The following is a 17,403-nucleotide window of genomic DNA, read 5'->3' as shown; positions in this document are numbered from 1 at the left end:
GTTCCGTGCCACCGGCCGCAGGCGACGCTGTCGCATCGACAGGCCTGGAAAGTAGCGACGCATCCGTCATGAAATCGACTTTGCTCCGTCTCACCTGAGACGGCGCCACCTTCGCAAACTCCGGCCTGCAATTCGATGGTAGCAAAATTCATTTTTCGCTGTTCGGCATCAATGCCGTTCTACTGCGCGCGCGATTTTGCAGAATGTCTTTTCAAAGAATGTCTTTTCAAGATGTGCGATGCGCATCTACTGGTTCAGAAGGTCGACATCGCTGGAGCGGAAGCGCTCATAGCACGGCCATGATCCGGCGTGACAGTGAAGGCCATCAACTGCTCGAGCGACATGCCGTCGTCGGCATAGACCTCAAGCAGCGCGTGCGAGACCGAGGCGAACCGCGGGCGCTGCTTCACGACGTTGACCGAGATGAAGATGGCAGCGGCGATGTCCTCTTCGCTCTGGCTCTTCTCGCGCGGAGCCTGGAAGGCGCGGAACTGGTCAAGCGGATGAAGCGGCGCACGCTGGATGTTCTCGGCCAGCGAGGCGTCGCCGCCGAGAATGTCGGTCGCCGGATCGCGCACGACGCATGGCACCGACGTGGTCTTGGCCAGGGGCTTCTGCTTCACCAGCAGCTCCAAGGCCCGAGAGCGGCGCCCGCCGGCCGGGATCTCTCGAGGGTCTGGCCGGCGGATTCAGACTACTCTCCCCCCTCGTAGAACAGCTCGAGCGGCAGGCCGACCAGCGATTTGCCAATCCAGTCCCGAGCAATCACATTTGACGGCCCCATTGCGATGGCTGCGCGCGCGTCGCGGAAGGAACGCTCGATCGGCCCGCGATGATAGCCGTAGCCTCCCGTCACGGTCAGTGCCGCTGCTGCGACCTTGTTTGCGACCTCGGCGGCGTGAACCTTGAACTCGGTCAGTGGGATCAGGATTTCACTCTGCGGCTTGCCGGCTCGCCAGAGCTCGTCGAGCTTTGCTGCCAATTCGAGCCGCCACGGCCGTAACGTTTCGACCAGGACCTTAGCCGCGCCGAGCTCCTGCCGGATTGCCTGATAGTCGGATAGACTCTTGTTCCGATCCTTGTGCACGAAACTCGTGGCGTGCTTGACCGCCGCATTCAAGGCGCCGCGGGCCACGCCTTCCCAGACAGCGCCGAGTCCGATCAGATAGACCGGCGATACGCCGTCGTAGATGATCTCCTTTCCCTGCCCTTCTGCGCCGAGCCGATCCCGCTGCGGCACCCGCACGTTGCTGTAGCGGATCGGACCCGAGTGATTGGCGCGCACGCCGAGGGCATCCCAGGGCTTGGATTCGATACCTTCAGACTTGCCGTCGACAATGAAGAAGATGATGTCGGCCTGGTCTTTGGCGCCAGGGGTGCGGGTCTGCACCACATAGAAATCGGCCTGACCGGAGCTTGTCGTGAACGATTTCTCGGCGTTGAGCAGATAGTTGTCGCCATCGCGTGATGCTTCGGAGAGGTTATACCACCAGTGTCCCCCGGTGGCGCGCTCGCTGGTCGAATATGTGCCAAGCAGACCTCCGTTATTCGCCTTGAGCCAGCGCTCCTTCTGGTCATCGTTGCCAAACAGATTGATCGTCTGGGCCGCGCCGACATGCATGACGTAGATGAGGCCGGTCGATGCATCAGCCTGTCCAATACGGTAAGCGGCTTCCGCGAAATCGACATGAGCAAGGCCAAGGCCGCCAAACCGTGTTTCATTTAAAACACCGGTCCAGCCGGCTTGCGCCAACGCCTTCAGATTCTCTCTCGGAAAGCGGCTGTCCGGATCGTTGCGATCGGCGTTGACCCTGACGGTCGCATCGATCGCGGCATCCAGTCGGGAATAGACGTCTTCATCGATCTTGCGCACCAGATTGGGGGTTACCATGGTCAGTCTCTCCTGTGTCGATTAAAGTCCAGCTACGGCATGGATAAGCGGCTTCTCGTCGACGTCACTTTGCGGCGAGCCGCCGAGGTAAAGCGCCTTGATATCGTCGTGGTTGCGTAACGCGTCAGACGGACAGCACGCTGCGGCCGTTCTCAAGGACGACGGCATGATCGGAAAAACGAAGCGCGACCCTCGAATTCTGTTCCGCAACCAGGATCGAGAGATTCTGCTCGCGGTTGAGTTGCTTCAGCGCCCGGAAAAAGCCCTGGACCACCAGTGGCGCTAGCCCCATCGACGGCTCGTCGAGCACCAGGAGGCGCGGTCGTGACATCAGGGCGCGGCCGATTGCGGTCATCTGCTGCTCGCCACTGCGCGTGGAACGACCAATTGTAACTGTCGGGATAATATTCAAAGAAAATCGGAACAAGTGCAGGGATCGACGTGTGGATGTTGTCGGCGAGCGACAGGATATCGTCCCAAGAAAGATCCAAGTTTGAAAGACTCGGACGCACCTTACGAATGACGCCTATGTTGTAGTAAATGATGCTCGTCGATACGGATTCCGGAAGGGCGATTGTCTTGCCTTTCCATTGCGTCGCGGCGAGCGCCTCTGGCTTCACACCCGCCGCGGCCCATAACGGGTCAGCGGCAAGAAATCTGTCGAGTGGTACGAGCAGCCCTCGCTCGGCGAGGACCGGCATATCCGGATAGCAGAGCGAGGCGACGACATCTGGCAGATCCCCGGTGACCGCCGCCCTCAGTAGTTGCTGCAACAGGGCCGGACAGTCGGCGGCGTTGGCTTCCGTCACGATTCGTATGTCGGGGTTCTGTTGCATGAACCGCTCGATAATCGGCTGACGGAAGAGGCCGTCGCGCGCCGGAAAGGCGTAGCCCACCCGCAGTGTGACCGGATCGGCATGGGCTGCGGTCACCCCGATGAGGGCGCCAGCGATGGCCGATATCACCGAAGACATCGTTTTCATCATGACAAACCTGCCTTGAAGCGTGACGGATCATGCCGGCGCCGAGGAAGCGGCGAAAGCCAGCCCGCACCGCGGGCATGACGATCATCGTTGGGGGACCGAACCTCGTCGCCGGGCGGTCACATATTGGGAACGTCTCGGTGCGGGAGCTCGCGCGGGACGGCCTCATTGACATCATCTGCTCAGATTACATCCCAGCCAGCATTCTGCGCGGCATTTGGTACTTGGCGAGCCAACCCGGGGGGCTAACGCTTCCTGAGGCCGTTGCACTCGGAAGCAAGCAGCCGGCGGAAACCTTCGGCCTTCTCGACCGCGGCGAGATCGCTGTGGGCAAGCGCGCCGACCTCATCCGCGTAGCTGACCGAGCCGGTCCTGTCGTCCGAGGGGTCTGGACGGCCGGACGTCAGGCACTGTGAGCTGATCAGAGACACATGAATATCTCAGTGACGCACCATCAATATAGCCGCCAAAACTGGATGACCTTACTTGCCAAAGCACCAGTTGCAGAACTGGACCGGCACTGGGCGGCGATCGCTCGGCCAAAATTCCAGTGGATACGGCGTCCCGAATATGGCGCAGCGATGCTGCGCGGGGCGTCGGGCGCACCGGCACTGTTTTCAATCTCGGCGAGGCGACTGTGACGCGCTGTACGCTCCAGATCGAGACTGGCGAGCTTGGCATTGCCTACGTGCTCGGTCGCAACAAGCGCCACGCGGCCCTCGCCGCCGTGTTCGACGGACTGATGCAGCGCGACGAAGCGACCGGGGCGGGCGCGATCGGCCCGATCATTGCCGCGATTGATCGCTGCGTGCGCCAAGCAGAGCGGGCGATTCGACGCGAGGCCCAACGGAGCAAGGTCGATTTCTTCATGCTGGGGCAGGGAGACATGGCGAATGACGGCTGATCTGATCCCGCCTGCATTCCGCGATCCTGTTCACGATGCGCAGTCAGCTTTCCGCCGACTCCTGAGAGCGCTGTCGCGGCCCGGCACACCGGTTTCGTTTCCCAGCCCCGCCCAGCCGCCTCAGCCGATGAGCGGGCCGCTCGCCGCTATCGCGCTGACGCTCATCGATCCCGACTGTTCGATCTGGCTCGACCGGCGCTGTCGAGGGATTCGGTGCGGCGCTATCTCCATTTCCATACAAACGCGCCGCAAGTCAGTGATCCAAGAGCCGCGACCTGCGCGCTGATCGGCGATGTTGGCCGGATGCCGGGATTCGGCAGCTTCCATCCGGGTGTGGCCACCTATCCTGACCGGTCGACGACGCTTCTGCTCCAAGTGCCTTCGCTCGCCGGCGGGCCTGTCGTCCGTCTTTCCGGGCCCGGAATCGAGACGACGACCAGCTTCGCGCCTCGTGGCCTGCCGGACTGGTTTTGGCCGTCCTGGCGCGAGAATGCCGCTCGCTATCCGCTCGGCGTCGATATCTTCCTCACCGACAACCTCGCCGTTGTCGGCCTCCCGCGCTCCACCAAAGCCGAGGAACCATGATCACCTCGATCAAGGGTGGCGAAGCCGCCATCGCTGCTTCGCAGCGTCTCCTCGCCAAGCGGCGCCGTGGCAATCCGACGATTGCCGACCTCGGCGTCGACCAGATCCGCGAGCAATTGTCGCTCGCCGTCGACCGAGTGATGAGCGAGGGTTCGCTCTACGACCCGGACTTGGCGGCGCTGGCGATCAAGCAGTCCGAGGGCGACCTCACCGAGGCGATCTACCTGTTGCGCGCTTTCCGGACCACGCTCACCCGGTTCGGCTACGCCGAACCGGTCGACCCCGCGGCGATGGTGGTACGCCGACGCATCGCGACAACACACAAGGACGTGCCGGGCGGCCAACTCCTCGGGCCGACCTATGACTATACCCACCGGATCCTTGATATCGCTCTTTTGCGAGCAAGCAGCGACGATCTTACCGATCTCGCCGGCGACAGCGAAAGTCGGTATGAAAAGGAAGCCGAAGATGACGCTGCAGAGCCGGGGCCCGATTCTGTGGCTCATGCTTTGACAAAAGATTGCGGCCTCCTCGCGCTGGCCGATATCGTCGAGGACGCCCGGCCTGACGGACAGTCGAAGGTTGCCGACATCACCCGCGATCCAGTGGTGTTTCCCTCCACACGGGACCAGCGGCTGCAGAGCTTGGCCCGCGGGGATGAGGGTTTCCTGATGGGCCTCTGCTATTCGACGATGCGCGGCTATGGGCGTAACCATCCGTTCGTTGCCGAACTACGCTGCGGTGACGTCGGGGTTGTCCTGACCATCCCTGAGCTCAACATACCTGTTGGCATTGGGACGATCTGCCTTACCGAATGTCAAACCGTGCATCTGACTACCAGCGACGGTGCGCTGCCACCTCGTTACACGCGCGGTTACGGCCTCGTCTTTGGCAATAGTGAACGCAAAGCGCTCTCGATGGCCATCCTCGACAGGTCGCTGCGGTCCGCCGAACTCGGTGAGACGGCTACTTACCCGGGACAAGACGACGAATTTGTCCTGTCTCATTGCGATAGCGTGGCGGCATCCGGGTTGGTGCAGCACCTAAAGCTGCCCCACTACGTCGATTTCCAAGCCGAGATGCAGCTGCTCGGCCAGATGCGCGCGGACTATGCGGAACGACATGCAAACCCCAGTCTAAAACCCACTCCCGGGCCAGATATGATCACGGAGGCTCTCAGTGGAGACTGACTTCACATTCGACGACAGCGGCGTCTACAGTTTTGCTTATCTCGACGAGATGACGAAACGAATGATTCGGCGTGCGATCCTGAAGGCGGTGGCCGTGCCGGGCTACCAAGTGCCGTTCGGCAGCCGTGAAATGCCGCTTCCTCCGGGGTGGGGCACTGGCGGACTCCAGGTTACCGCGAGCATTCTTGGCCGGGACGATGTGCTAAAGGTAATTGATCAAGGCGCGGACGACACCACCAACGCCGTCTCGATTCGCCGCTTCTTCGCCCATGTCGCCGATGTTGCTACGACCGAGCGTACGGGGGAAGCAACGGTGATTCAGACGCGTCATCGCATTCCTGAGCGGCCGCTCACTGAGGACCAGATCATCGTCTTCCAGGTGCCGCAGCCCGAAGCTTTGCGGCGATTCATTCCGCATGAGGCGGTCGCGCGGAAAATCCACGCTTTCGGCCGCTACGGCATTATGTATGTCCGGCTGTATGAAGATATTTCTCGGCTTGGCCACGTTGCGATGTCGGCTGATTATCCGGTTATGGTGAATGGACGTTATCTCGCCTCGCCGTCGCCGATCCCGAAATTCGACAATCCGAAGCTTCACCGCAGCCGCGCGCTGGCCCTCTTCGGCGCGGGCCGGGAGCGGCGTATCCATGCCATCCCACCTTTCACCGATGTCAAAAGTCTCGATTTCGTCCACCATCCTTTCACAGTGCAACACTTCGAGGCGTGCTGCTCACTTTGCGGCGCGCAGGACAGCTATCTCGACGAGATCCTCCTCGATGATCGCGGCACCCGGGCCTTTGTTTGCTCGGACACCGCCTATTGCGCCGAGCGGCGCGACGAAAGGATCGCATCATGAAACCGAGGGTGAGGGAAATTCTTCGGGTGAAGCACCTGTCCAAAACCTTTGGGCGCGTTCCCGCTTGCAGCGCGATATCGTTCTCGCTGCGTCAGGGCGAGGTTCTCGGCATTGTCGGAGAGAGCGGCTCGGGCAAGTCGACGCTGCTCCGCTGTCTTGCGGGCCGCATCGAGCCGGATGATGGCAAAGTACTGATCGCCTCCGATGACCACGTCGTCGATCTCTGGGCAATGGACGAAGCCTCGCGCGAGCAATTCCTGCCGACGACGATTTCACTCATTCACCAGAACCCGCGCGACGGATTGCGACTTGATATCAGCGCCGGCGGCAATATCGCCGCGCCTCTGATGGCCGCCGGCGGCCGCCACTACGGCTCCTTACGCGCGACGGCACTGGAATGGCTTGAGAAGGTCGATATCGAGAGTCGGCGCATCGACGACCTGCCCGAAATCTTCTCCGGCGGCTGCAGCAGCGGCTGCAGATCGCCCGCGGACTCGCTACCCACCTTCGCCTCGTGCTGATGGACGAGCCGACCGGTGGCCTCGATGTCTCCGTCCACGCAAAGCTCCTCGACCTGCTGCGCAGCCTTGTCCGCGAACTTGGCATTGCCGTCGTTGTCGTCACCCACGATATCGGCGTTGCGCGTCTGCTCGCCGATCGGTTGATGGTGATGCAGTGCGGTCGAGTAATCGAGCAGGGGCTCACCGACCAAGTGCTCGATGATCCTCACCACCCATATACGCAGCTGCTCGTCTCCTCCATCCTGCAGGTCTAAGGAAAGGCCGGTCATGACCATCCTCATCAGCGTCGGCGGCCTTTCCAAGACCTTCACGCTTCATACTCAGGGCGGCGCAGAGATCGCCGTCTTCGACGACATCTCACTCGAGGTCCGCGCGGGGGAGTGCGTCTGCCTACACGGCCCCTCCGGGGCGGGCAAGTCGACGTTGCTGCGCTCGCTGTATGCCAATTACAAGCCGGACGCCGGGCACGTCGTCGTGCAACACGGAGACGAATCTATCGACCTCGTCAGCGCCGAGCCATGGGAAGTGGTCGAGGTGCGACGTCGCATGATCGGCTATGTCAGCCAATTCCTACGCGTCATCCCCCGCGTCGCCACCATCGACATCGTCACCGAGCCGGCGATCGCCATCGGTATTCCAGCAGATGAACCACATGCCAAGGCGAAGGCGCTACTTGCGCGCCTCAACATCCCCAAACGACTCTGGTCGCTGGCGCCCGCCACATTCTCGGGGGGCGAACAGCAACGCGTCAACATCGCGCGAGGCTTCATGGTCAACTACCCGGTCCTGCTTCTCGATGAGCCGACGGCCTCGCTCGACGCCGTCAACCGCCAGAGCGTAGTCGAGCTGATCAACGAGGCTAAGGCGCGTGGGGCCGCCATTGTCGGCATTTTTCATGATGAGGAAGTGCGCGAGGCTGTGGCCGACCGCCTGTTCAAAGTGGGCCAGTCGTCCGTTCGTAAGTCTCGGCGCAATATGACAGCAGCGGAACCTATCGTATAATGCCCGAACCGTCCTCGCCCTGCTACGCGATCTACTACACGCCAGCTCCGGAACACCCGCTGACGGTAGCGGCGACAACGTGGCTAGGGCGCGACGCCTTTGCGGGATGCTCGACCGTGGCGTCGGCTGGACTCGACGCCGCTACTACGAACCAAATTCGCGGTGCTCTTACCACTGCACCCCGCCGCTCCGGCTTCCACGCGACACCCAAGGCGCCGTTCCGGCTGAAGGAGGGGTATTCCGTCGAGGAATTGGAGCGGGCGCTCCGCACGTTCGTAACAGCTTGGCCTTCATGCCGATCGGTTCTCTGAAAATCGATCTGCTGGCGGGCTTCTTTGCGCTGGTTCCTGTGAATCCGACTCCCACTTTGCAGGGCCTTGCCTCGTGTATAGTCGAAGAGTTCGACTGTTTTCGAGCGCCGCTGAGCCAGGGCGAGTTTCAACGACGTTTGTGCGGTCCGCTCGACGAGATCGAGACCACTCATCTTGTGCGATGGGGCTACCCGTACGTTTTCGATCACTTCCACTTCCACATGCCCCTGACCGATCGCGTTCCCGCCGACAATCAACCTGTAGTGCGGCGGGAGCTGGATACGGTCTTCGGGACCTTGCTCTCCGAAGACTACAGAATCGATGCTCTTTCCCTCTTTGTTCAGATACATTCCGGCGCGGACTTTGTCGTCCGGTCGCAATTTGCCTTGAGGAGCCGCAGCCTCCTCAAGGAGGCGGTACGAGACCATGACCTCCGCTCGCGGGAACATGGTTCTCGTCGTTGGTCCCAGTGGGGCCGGCAAGGACACCTGATCGACTAGGCCCGCACGCGTTTAGAATTTGAGTCCAATGCTTTCAGTTCGTTCGCCGGATCATCACCAGGCCTCGTTCCGTCGGCGAGTCTCACGAATCAGTCGACATAGAAGAGTTCCAACGCCGAGCCAGCGCCGGCAAGTTCGCGCTGCATTGGCACGCGCACGGGCTTTTCTACGGGATTCCTGCGACAGTCGAAGACCGTCTCGATCGCGGTATAGTCGTCGTCGCGAACGGCTCGCGGGCGGTCGCGCCCCTCGCTCGTCAGCGCTATCCGCAATTATGCCTCGTCAATGTCACCGCACACTTGAAGTCTTGTCCGAGCGCCTTAAGGGACGCGGGCGAGAGAGCGAATCATCATTCAAGCAGCGGCTCGCGCGAAGTGACCTGAATCCGGTCGAGCCCATAGACGTGCTGCACATAGACAATGCTGGCTCTCTGAACCTTTCCGGTGAGCGGTTCATCGATGCGCTGCGGACCTGCGGTCGTCACACGAGGCGACGATGATGAATAGAAGAGGCAGGAACTGGGGTAGTTCAACAGGTATTCAATCGGCGTAAGGCTGTGGCGTAGAGCAGAAAAAATGCTTGCCGTATCGACGGCGATATCCTAACCGGGATGCGGTGCCAGGTTACTATTTGATCACTTTTTCCGAATTGGAATGGGGCAAACCTAATCCAGCATTTTTCGCCGATTTTGTAGGCCAGCTTTCGACCGTTGGAAGCGAGGTCACTGGTCAAATCAGGCCGCGAACTGCCTAGTTTCACCGGAGGATGCCGAGGTATATTCCCTGCGGACAACAATTTTGAGTTGAGGCGTCCATCAACAATGCATACTTGTCCGCCGCCGAACCAGGTGCTCGACGAATGGCTCGAATCGTATGACAGCGTGCGGGGACCTTACGGCCACCTTCTGCTCGAGCAGAAGTCCGACACCGACAACGACCTTATCGCTCGACTGAGGCCGTACTTCGAGTCGGCTCACATGGACGCGCGGGACTACTTCCACGCTCAAATAGGGATCGACCTTCACCCGGATGCCGGTTCTCCTGGCGAGGAGGCTTGCTATCCGAACTGCCTCCCCCCGAAGGCGCTTCGGGGCCTTTTCGGCGAGGTGATGGCGGGGATGCTCACCGAGGCTTTTCGCGATTCGTTCGTCGGCGGCCACCCTTGGCGTGTGCCGATCTTCCTGTTTCGGTATCACGCTGATGTCGAGGCCCATTTATTTTCGCTCGCTCGAGACGAGCGCCGGCGACGCGAAGTGTTCGGCCGATTCGGCAGCGACTTTATCGGTGTCGTTCTGGATGACGGCGGTCGGGTATCGAGGTTTATTGCGGGAGAGGCCAAATGGCGCCGCCAGCTTACCGATAGTGTCTTCAATGAGCTGATGCTGGGTGAGCTGACCAGGGACCCGGACACTGGAGAGCGCACCCGTTCGGGAAAAGGTGTCTGGTTTGAACTAAATCGAGACACCTCAGTGCCGCACGGGTTGCGCCAATTGCAGAGGCTTTTGGAGCAGCGGGATCCGGATGGCCATGCGGCGGCGATCTTGTCGCTCGATGAGGCGTTGATCCTCGATCATCCAAGGCCGCTGCCACGCACCAACCTCATCCTGATCGCGGGCAACGGCGCGCGACGAAGGGAGGCTGGAGACGTGCTGATCGGCTGGGAGAAACTGCCGAACGAATACAGCGCTGCCCATGACCTGCAGGTCGTTGAGCTCATCCTGAGGGATGGTGAACTGCTGATCGATGGCTTGTATTCCTCGCTCTGGACCTAGGTTGAACCATGCCAGAATTCGATGCTGACCGGATCGACCTGGCCAACAACCTCCGCCGCCAACTGGCCGTGGAGAACGAACTCTCGCGCCCGCAGGCTAGGGCGTATGTCCGCTGTCTGCAGGCGACATGGCGGGTGCGTACGATTCAATGGACGGAACAGGAGTCTGCCAGTCAGCTACGAGACGCGAGGCGTCTTCTTCATGCAGCACATATATTTCGGCAAGTCGAAGGGCCGGCGTCGCCAGGGGCCATCGCCTGCTATCGCCGCACGGGCGAAATCCTTGAGTGGCTGACGCGAGCAGCGGACAGCATCCGCGCCGTTGTTCCGATCGAAATACTTGCCGCCGCCGCCTACCAACTTGGCGGGCTCCCTGCGATGGCGTCAGGTCTCTTGGGGCAGGTTGACGCCGAGAACGATGGCGTGGCTCTGTACGCTGCCTTCTTGCGCGCGGATTTTGACAGCGTCCTGGCGCGAACGGCCGCGTTTTGGGCGTTGCATCGCGATCTGACGAGTCCGGACGCCTCCGAAAAGTTGGCTAGGCCCGACCTCGATGCGTTCGACGATGATGATCGAGTGGCTTGGCTTTTCACCGTCGAGCTTGTGCGCTGCCTCGGGCTTTTGGCTGACAGTCTCCGACGCGGAGATAATGAGCGCAGCGGACGTGCGATGGAGAAGCTCAGCGCCCTCGATGGAATGGCTGCGCGTGTGTTCAGCGACGACGCTTCGCTCCTTGTGGGACTGCTGAAACAGGTGGCGGATGGCTTCAGAAGCGCGAGCATCTATCATCCGCTCACTGCGCTGTCGGACCTGAATCCCGAACGACGTTCGAAGCTCCTGGCCTATGCTCGGGGACAATTCAGCCGAGGGCGTGGCATTCTCTGGACCTCGCAATTGCAGGGTCTGGAGCGCCTGATGAGGGACAGCTCCTTTGCTCTTTGCACGCCAACCGGATCTGGCAAAACGCTTGTCGCCAATATGGCATTGGTCAAAGAGTTACTCTTACGGGGGCACGAGGACGTTGCGCCCCTGGCAATGTATCTCGTGCCCTCGCGTGCCCTAGCCGGTGAAGTGGAGGCTAAGCTTCGCGTTGAACTCGGCGATGAGATGATCGTCACCGGGCTCTATGGCGGCGCGGACTGGGGCGTCACGGATTATTGGCTAAGCGGCGAACAACCGACCGTGCTGATCGTCACAGTGGAGAAGGCGGATGCGCTGATGCGCTACCTTGGTCCCCTTTTGCTCGGCCGCTTGCGGCTTGTGGTCATTGACGAAGCACACCAAGTGGTTCCTGAAGGTGGCGAGAACACCAGGATCAGTTTTTCGGAGCACAGCAATCGCTCGCTCCGGCTGGAGAGCTTCATATCGCGCGTTCTCGCAAGGCGACCAGACGTCGTGCGAATCGCGCTCACTGCGGTGGCGGGAGGTGCGTCCCTACCTGTAGCTCGTTGGGTCGAGGGGAGACTCGACGCTGAGGCCGTAGGAGTGCGCTATCGAAGCACCCGACAGGTTATCGGCGTTTTTGAAACCAGACCGAACCGCCCGTGCCGCATTCTTCTCGATATCATGAACGGGCGACCGCTGTATTTGCGTGGCGAGGAGCAGCCCGTGTATCTCCGGCTTCAAATCGCGCAGATGCCGCAATTGCCGGCGGGCATGCGGAACAGCCTCAATCGCTTCAACAGTCTAACCGTGCTTTGGACGGCTCTCCATCTGGTCGAGGAAGATCAACGCATTCTTATCTCCGTCGCACAGGAACCAGAGCAGACGATGCGCTGGTTCAAGGAAGCTCTCGAACTGCCGACTTGGGCGGCAGCGCCTGGCTTCGCGGCGCCCGAAGGGGAGCTGCGCGTGCGGTACGACGAAGCACGGGCTGCCTGTATTGACTATTGCGGCGTCGATTCCTTTGAGCTCGCACTCCTTGATCGGGGGATTGCGACGAGCCACGGCCAAATGCCGCAGCGGCTTCGGCGTCTGATGACCGAAATGATCGAGCGGAGAATTTGCCCAATAACGGTCGCAACCGCGACACTGACAGAAGGAGTGAACCTTCCGTTCGACCTAATTTTTCTTACATCACTTAAGCGGCGTTCCTGGGACGCAGAGAACGAGCAACAGATAGTCACTCCACTTTCCACCGCCGAGTTCCGAAATCTCGCAGGCCGGGCTGGACGGCCCGGCGCAGCCCGAGGGATCGAGGGCATGACGCTTGTGGCGATCCCAACCACGATCTCCACGACAGCAGACAGCTTCGCAGACGTTCAGCGCAGGCAACGTCGTGATCTCGTCGCAGACTATGAACGACTTCGAACGGCGTTGCTGATCGAGGAACGCGATTCTGATGCGGTCGAGAGTCCGTTGGCGATGCTGCTGACCGCAATCCGCGATCGTGCAATCAATGTTCTTGGGCTGCCGCCTAATCGATTTCTGGACTGGCTCGATCAGGCCCTTCCGCCGAATATCAGTCCAGATGCCGGTGAGGGGGCGACCGGACTGCGCGCTCGCCTTGCAGACTGTCTTGATGAGCTTGACGGCGTGTTGCTCGCGGCGATCGAGGAGGTCGCACGTGCAGACGAAGCAGACATGACCGGCGCGGAGGCCGAGGCCCAGCTCGTTGAACTATGGCGGCGAACGTTTACCGCAGTTGCTGCAGCCCAGGAGGAATGGATGGAACAGGCATTTATTCGGCGCGGCCGCGCGGTGGTGGAGGCCGTCTACCCGGACGCGGACGAACGTCGACGCCTTTATCAATATGGCTTCTCGCCGCTCATTGGCCGTCGTTTCGAGGCTGTTGCTCCCCAAATCCGGGATTTGATGGCGGCAGCTCAAAATTACGGCGTTGATGATCCCAACACGCGGCTGCGCGTATTCGAACAAATCGGAGGGCTTCTCGCTAATGATCGCGGGTTTGGCTTTCGTGTACGCGCCACAGTCGGTGACCAGGCGCTTCTTGTAAATTGGCAAGGTGTGTTGGCGTGGTGGATGCAAGCACCCGGCACCCATGGACCTGATGCGGATCAGCTTCGGAGTTGGCAACGCTTTGTCGCCGAGAACCTCGAATTCAAATTGGGTGTCGCCATGGGAGCGGTCGTCGCACAAGCTTGGTCGGCTGGCGCGGGCGATCCCTACGCGGTCCCGTCGCTTGCGGAGTGGCGCGCAACCACGGGTCTCCCGTGGTTCGGTTTTTGGGCTCGCGAACTGTTGCGGTGGGGTACCCACGATCCGTTCGTTGCCTATGCGCTCGCACAGGGGCTAGCTCACACACGAGAGCGCGCTGCCGAACGTCGTGGAGAGTTCGAAACCTGGTTGCAGGCAAACCACGTAGATATCGAGCCCGACGACTACATCGATCCGCAGCTCTTTCTCGAATGGCAGAACAGCCTGCCCAGGCGTGAGCGCACCGCTACAACGGTTGCTCCCGTGCCCGTCGAATTGACCGGAACCAACGGCGCCAGGCACCGATACACTGTGATGCCCGTTCCGTGTGATGCGCATGTCAGTTGGCTTGACCCGGCCGGATTTGAGCTGGCAAGGTCGAAGGACGCCGCCGGCACGTATGACAGTAGTGCGGTTCGAAGCGATTACGAGCTTCGCGCGACGCGGAGCGGGGCTTCCGTGAACAGAACTTTTCGGGCGGGCGCTCAATAGTGCGTTAAGACAAATGGACTGGTAGCTCGGTGTCCTCGGATCGCATTGATGAGCTAAGTTCGCTGCCGAACCATCAGGCCACGGGTTCGAAACACCAAGACCCGCCGCCTGTTGCTCTTCGCTCTTCACGGCCACGAACCGCATGCTCGGCCGCTGAGCGGCTTCGCAAATCGCCGCGGCGTCGATCGCATCGTTCTTCTGTCGCTCCCCGAAAGGTTTTACGTAGACCGGCGGAATCGGCCGAACCTCGTGGCCAAGCTGGGTGAGCTGGCGAGCTAGTGATGAGCCCGGCCACATAGCTCCAGCGCGACAGTGCAACTCGGCTGAGCGGCGAAGAAGTCCAGCACCTTTCCTCTGGACAAAGTGTATCCAGCGACGTCCAACCTGACCTCCAACAGCGCACCGCGAGAAAACATGTTGGCCGCTCTTTTCCCATCGCGACATATTGCGCTCCCGCACGAACTTCGCCGCTATAGAGGGCAAAGTGGACTTAGCCTTCGCCGCATCACGCCGCCAGATTTATGATGGGTGGACGCCGCGCCGACGGCACAGTTTGAAACACTCCCTTCGGGAAGTTAAAGGGTTGAGCCTTCACTCTCATCTCGATTTGGCTAAGCTGATCAGTGATCTTCACATTGTACTTTTCTAGAGTGATCTCAGCTTGTTCCTTCAAACACTGAGTGTAGATCCGGTAAAATTCGACGCCGACCGCGTCAGGCTTCATCTTGTCCAACACGGCCCCGAAATCTGTGATCTTGGCCTGCCCCGCCGCCTCGGCGCCTTTCAGGAAGCGCGTAAGCTCGCCCTTAACTTCCCCTTCAATACCGACTGCCCCACCGCCGGCACAAAGCTTCATGATGTCATCGGTCGCAGCAGCGGTGGGAAGCGGTGCGGAAGCGTTCGATGGGTCGATCGTCGGCCGGATCACCTAAGCCGCCCGGCTTAGGGCGTTCCAAGCCTCTTGCCGCGCCAGGGCCGGACGGTCAAGGTCCTGTAGCGTCCGCAGGGCATGGCCTTGAAGCGGCCGGGCTGGTGTCGCCCTTGCGTGAGGGATCGTTACCGGATGGTCGAGACTTCGAAGGAAGGCTCCGGGCGCAGCATAGAGCCCAGTCCGACAGGACGCACCATGATCGAAAGGCGGCAAAAACTTCGCGAAGATGTGGGAGAAGGCACTATCGCCCGATGGTTGCGTGCGTTAGGTTTCATCGTTTCAGACGAGCAATGAATACTGAACCGATTGCAGCCGGGGGCGTCCATGCGTGCGCGATTGATTGTGTGTCTGTCAGGGTCTTTCATGCTGGCGGGATGCGGAACGCATGTTCCGGCGCTTGTGAGTGAACAGGTGCTGCCGATCGAGGCGCTTGTCGCGAGCATCGATTGCGAGTTTCAGGATGCTGTCCGGACACAGATTTATCGTCGCCCGGGGCGCCAATGGCTCCGCACCTGGCAGGGGCAGTATACCGTCACCCTGAAGGGCAACGAGACCGGCGGCGTGAAGATTTCGTCCAGCACCAATCCCATCCTTCTTCCGGCGCGCTCTACCCTCAACCTTGGTGTGGGCGGCGGCGGCACGACGACCGCCAACAGGATCGCGATCCTCAAGTTCAATCTCGACTTCGCCGCGGTGAGGGACGGTCCCCGCTGCGAGCCGCCGCCGGCCTACGCCGCTCACCCGCTCCTCAAGGGAAGGATCGGCTTTGAGGAATGGATGGACCGCGCGCTCGACGGCGCCCTGGCGGAGCAGACGATAGCCGCGAAAACATCGGACCTCGCGAGCATCGGCCATTCCTTCGAGTTCAGCATCGACCTGAACGCGAACGCGTCCCCGGTCTTCGTCATCATGCCTGCTCCCGCGACGACCGTCACGCCCACCGGCACCATAGATCGACTGGAGGACAACATCGTCGAGGTGTCGCTGGGCAAGGCCGCTGCCGGGACCGCCTCGCAAACCAAGACGACCGCGAACTACGCGAAGCTTCAGCTTGAGGCGCTTCAGTCCCTCGAAAAGGAGATCAAGGAGTTGATCGACAAGCTCGACGCAAACAAGAAGACGCTTGCGGAGAAGGATAACAAGGAATTCTTACAGCGCGCCGATCAATTGGAGAAATTCAATCTGCCTGAAGCGACGTTGCAGCAGTTGCAACCAAACGCGAACCGCGAATTTCTGGCGCAGAGGCAGTCGGAAGCCCGAGAATTTTTTGGCAATGCGGCAAACACTGGCAGGCTCGCGGACCTGAGAAAAATTCAGACGGAAACTACTCAGGCTCAGCAAAGCCTCGACACGAAGAAGGGACAGTTGCTCGACACGATCAACCATCCCGCATCGACCACTGTCGTCCAGCGCACGGTGCGCGCGCCCGCGCCGTTGCCGGCCGACCAGAATCCCAATGTGGCGGGAACTTCCTTGCAGCTGACGCTTGAACGGCTGAATAATACCCTTCGCGTGCCTGCCTTTTGAGTGGGCGGCTTCGCTGGCAGAACGCTCTTTCCCGGCCGCTATCTTGCTGCCGGGTGGAACCGCTGACAGTAGTTAAGCGAAACAATCACGCAATCTGAGTAGAATTGTCTTCATACCGATACTCTCGATGATTCTTAAGTACGCCCGTCGAAAATCAAACAATGGAGCGTGAGTTTGAGTCGCGGCCTCCTAACGCAACGGCGCGTGGCCTCGCGGGGCAAGAAAACACGGGGATTACTCGATTGCCTCAAACTCAAGCAGCAGGCGGTCCGATTGGGTTTTCTCATCAAATGTATTGAGCAGCCGGCCCAATGACGGCCTTTTCCTTCTGTCTTATGCTCGCGAAGTTGGCGGAGCGAAGTCGAAACCGGTTTCAGGAGCGAAGAAAAGTAACACACCTGACGAGAAAGACTCCGTTCTCGTGCTGATCAGTCTCGATGACGGCTAGAACGCGATCCTGTCGTTTGGGACGTTGAGACCTTCGGTGACCTGGTCGCAGAAGGCTCACATATTGTCGAAAAAGTCAGACATTATTTCGGGCGGCACCTCAACGTGCCCTGTGCCGTCGCAATACTGCCGATCTGACGATACGCGCGATGCGCCCCATTCGATCAATAGTTGGCCTGCAAGGACAGACCAGTGCCCACATTCGTGTGGACCTTCAATCCCCTGACGCTCGCGAATTCAATTGACCGTCAGAACAGGGCAACTAATCCGACGGCCCGGTTTCCTTCCAGGCTAAAGTTTGCCATTCTTTACAATATCGAGGATCTGCCTTTCAGAG

12 protein-coding genes and 7 pseudogenes are annotated in these 17,403 nt (G+C 60.4%); 11 read left to right on the top strand and 8 right to left on the bottom strand.

Translation table 11 applies throughout. The features are described 5' to 3' along the window. Positions 1-293 precede the first annotated feature (293 nt). From ABIC03_RS26875 to ABIC03_RS26860, 4 genes and pseudogenes are all read right to left on the bottom strand, one after another. Positions 294-668 (bottom strand): annotated as a pseudogene (locus tag ABIC03_RS26875) (ParB/RepB/Spo0J family partition protein); the annotation flags it as partial. A gap of 26 nt (positions 669-694) precedes the next feature. After that, entirely contained in the window at positions 695-1,891 is a 1,197-nt protein-coding gene (locus ABIC03_RS26870) for an acyl-CoA dehydrogenase family protein (RefSeq protein WP_354062442.1), read from the bottom strand. Between the two features lie 21 nt (positions 1,892-1,912). Further along, a pseudogene (locus ABIC03_RS26865) lies at positions 1,913-2,267 on the bottom strand (ATP-binding cassette domain-containing protein); the annotation flags it as partial. A gap of 46 nt (positions 2,268-2,313) precedes the next feature. Then, a pseudogene (locus tag ABIC03_RS26860) lies at positions 2,314-2,727 on the bottom strand (extracellular solute-binding protein); the annotation flags it as partial. 179 nt (positions 2,728-2,906) lie between these two features. Here ABIC03_RS26860 and ABIC03_RS26855 point away from each other — a divergent pair. The 8 genes and pseudogenes from ABIC03_RS26855 (at position 2,907) to ABIC03_RS26820 (ending at position 8,743) form a co-directional block, all read left to right on the top strand. After that, positions 2,907-3,290 (top strand): amidohydrolase family protein, encoded by a 384-nt coding sequence (locus ABIC03_RS26855; protein ID WP_354062440.1) that lies wholly within the window; start codon positions 2,907-2,909, stop codon positions 3,288-3,290. Between the two features lie 15 nt (positions 3,291-3,305). Then, positions 3,306-3,778, top strand: a pseudogene (gene phnG / locus ABIC03_RS26850) (phosphonate C-P lyase system protein PhnG). Then, positions 3,768-4,363, top strand: a pseudogene (gene phnH / locus ABIC03_RS26845) (phosphonate C-P lyase system protein PhnH). Before phnG ends, phnH begins: the two co-directional pseudogenes overlap by 11 nt. Then, complete coding sequence (locus ABIC03_RS26840; RefSeq protein WP_354062438.1) at positions 4,360-5,553, top strand: carbon-phosphorus lyase complex subunit; 1,194 nt, start codon at positions 4,360-4,362, stop codon at positions 5,551-5,553. Before phnH ends, ABIC03_RS26840 begins: the two are co-directional and overlap by 4 nt. Beyond that, complete coding sequence (locus ABIC03_RS26835) at positions 5,543-6,409, top strand: alpha-D-ribose 1-methylphosphonate 5-phosphate C-P-lyase PhnJ (protein WP_354062436.1); 867 nt, start codon at positions 5,543-5,545, stop codon at positions 6,407-6,409. Before ABIC03_RS26840 ends, ABIC03_RS26835 begins: the two co-directional genes overlap by 11 nt. Continuing rightward, positions 6,406-7,184: pseudogene (gene phnK / locus ABIC03_RS26830) on the top strand (phosphonate C-P lyase system protein PhnK). Before ABIC03_RS26835 ends, phnK begins: the two are co-directional and overlap by 4 nt. 13 nt (positions 7,185-7,197) lie before the next feature. After that, positions 7,198-7,932, top strand: coding sequence for a phosphonate C-P lyase system protein PhnL (gene phnL, locus ABIC03_RS26825; RefSeq protein ID WP_354062434.1), 735 nt, complete (start codon positions 7,198-7,200; stop codon positions 7,930-7,932). Positions 7,933-8,224: 292 nt separating this feature from the next. After that, a complete protein-coding gene (locus tag ABIC03_RS26820; RefSeq protein WP_354062432.1) occupies positions 8,225-8,743 on the top strand; it encodes a DUF1045 domain-containing protein in 519 nt (172 codons plus the stop codon). Positions 8,744-8,832: 89 nt separating this feature from the next. Here ABIC03_RS26820 and ABIC03_RS26815 read toward each other — a convergent pair whose 3' ends face one another. Then, entirely contained in the window at positions 8,833-9,015 is a 183-nt protein-coding gene (locus ABIC03_RS26815; protein WP_354062430.1) for a hypothetical protein, read from the bottom strand. Between the two features lie 77 nt (positions 9,016-9,092). Next, entirely contained in the window at positions 9,093-9,275 is a 183-nt protein-coding gene (locus tag ABIC03_RS26810) for a hypothetical protein (protein WP_354062428.1), read from the bottom strand. A gap of 288 nt (positions 9,276-9,563) precedes the next feature. On the opposite strand from ABIC03_RS26810, the gene ABIC03_RS26805 reads away from it, so the two are divergent. Both ABIC03_RS26805 and ABIC03_RS26800 read left to right on the top strand, forming a co-directional pair. After that, complete coding sequence (locus ABIC03_RS26805) at positions 9,564-10,514, top strand: aminotransferase (RefSeq protein WP_354062426.1); 951 nt, start codon at positions 9,564-9,566, stop codon at positions 10,512-10,514. Positions 10,515-10,522: 8 nt separating this feature from the next. Further along, the gene (locus ABIC03_RS26800) at positions 10,523-14,161 is read left to right on the top strand and encodes a DEAD/DEAH box helicase (RefSeq protein ID WP_354062424.1); all 3,639 of its coding nucleotides are present in this window, start codon (positions 10,523-10,525) and stop codon (positions 14,159-14,161) included. 56 nt (positions 14,162-14,217) lie between these two features. Here ABIC03_RS26800 and ABIC03_RS26795 read toward each other — a convergent pair. After that, positions 14,218-14,577 (bottom strand): annotated as a pseudogene (locus ABIC03_RS26795) (IS110 family transposase); the annotation flags it as partial. Between the two features lie 89 nt (positions 14,578-14,666). Then, a complete protein-coding gene (locus tag ABIC03_RS26790; protein ID WP_354062422.1) occupies positions 14,667-15,089 on the bottom strand; it encodes a hypothetical protein in 423 nt (140 codons plus the stop codon). Between the two features lie 327 nt (positions 15,090-15,416). On the opposite strand from ABIC03_RS26790, the gene ABIC03_RS26785 reads away from it, so the two are divergent. Beyond that, complete coding sequence (locus tag ABIC03_RS26785; RefSeq protein WP_354062420.1) at positions 15,417-16,619, top strand: OmpH family outer membrane protein; 1,203 nt, start codon at positions 15,417-15,419, stop codon at positions 16,617-16,619. The last annotated feature ends 784 nt before the right edge of the window (positions 16,620-17,403 follow it).

The sequence above is a fragment of the Bradyrhizobium sp. RT6a genome (assembly GCF_040547675.1).
In the GTDB taxonomy this organism is placed as follows: Bacteria; Pseudomonadota; Alphaproteobacteria; order Rhizobiales; family Xanthobacteraceae; genus Bradyrhizobium.
The sequence above is the reverse complement of the archived record's forward strand: the minus strand, read 5'-3'. Positions and strand labels throughout refer to the sequence as shown.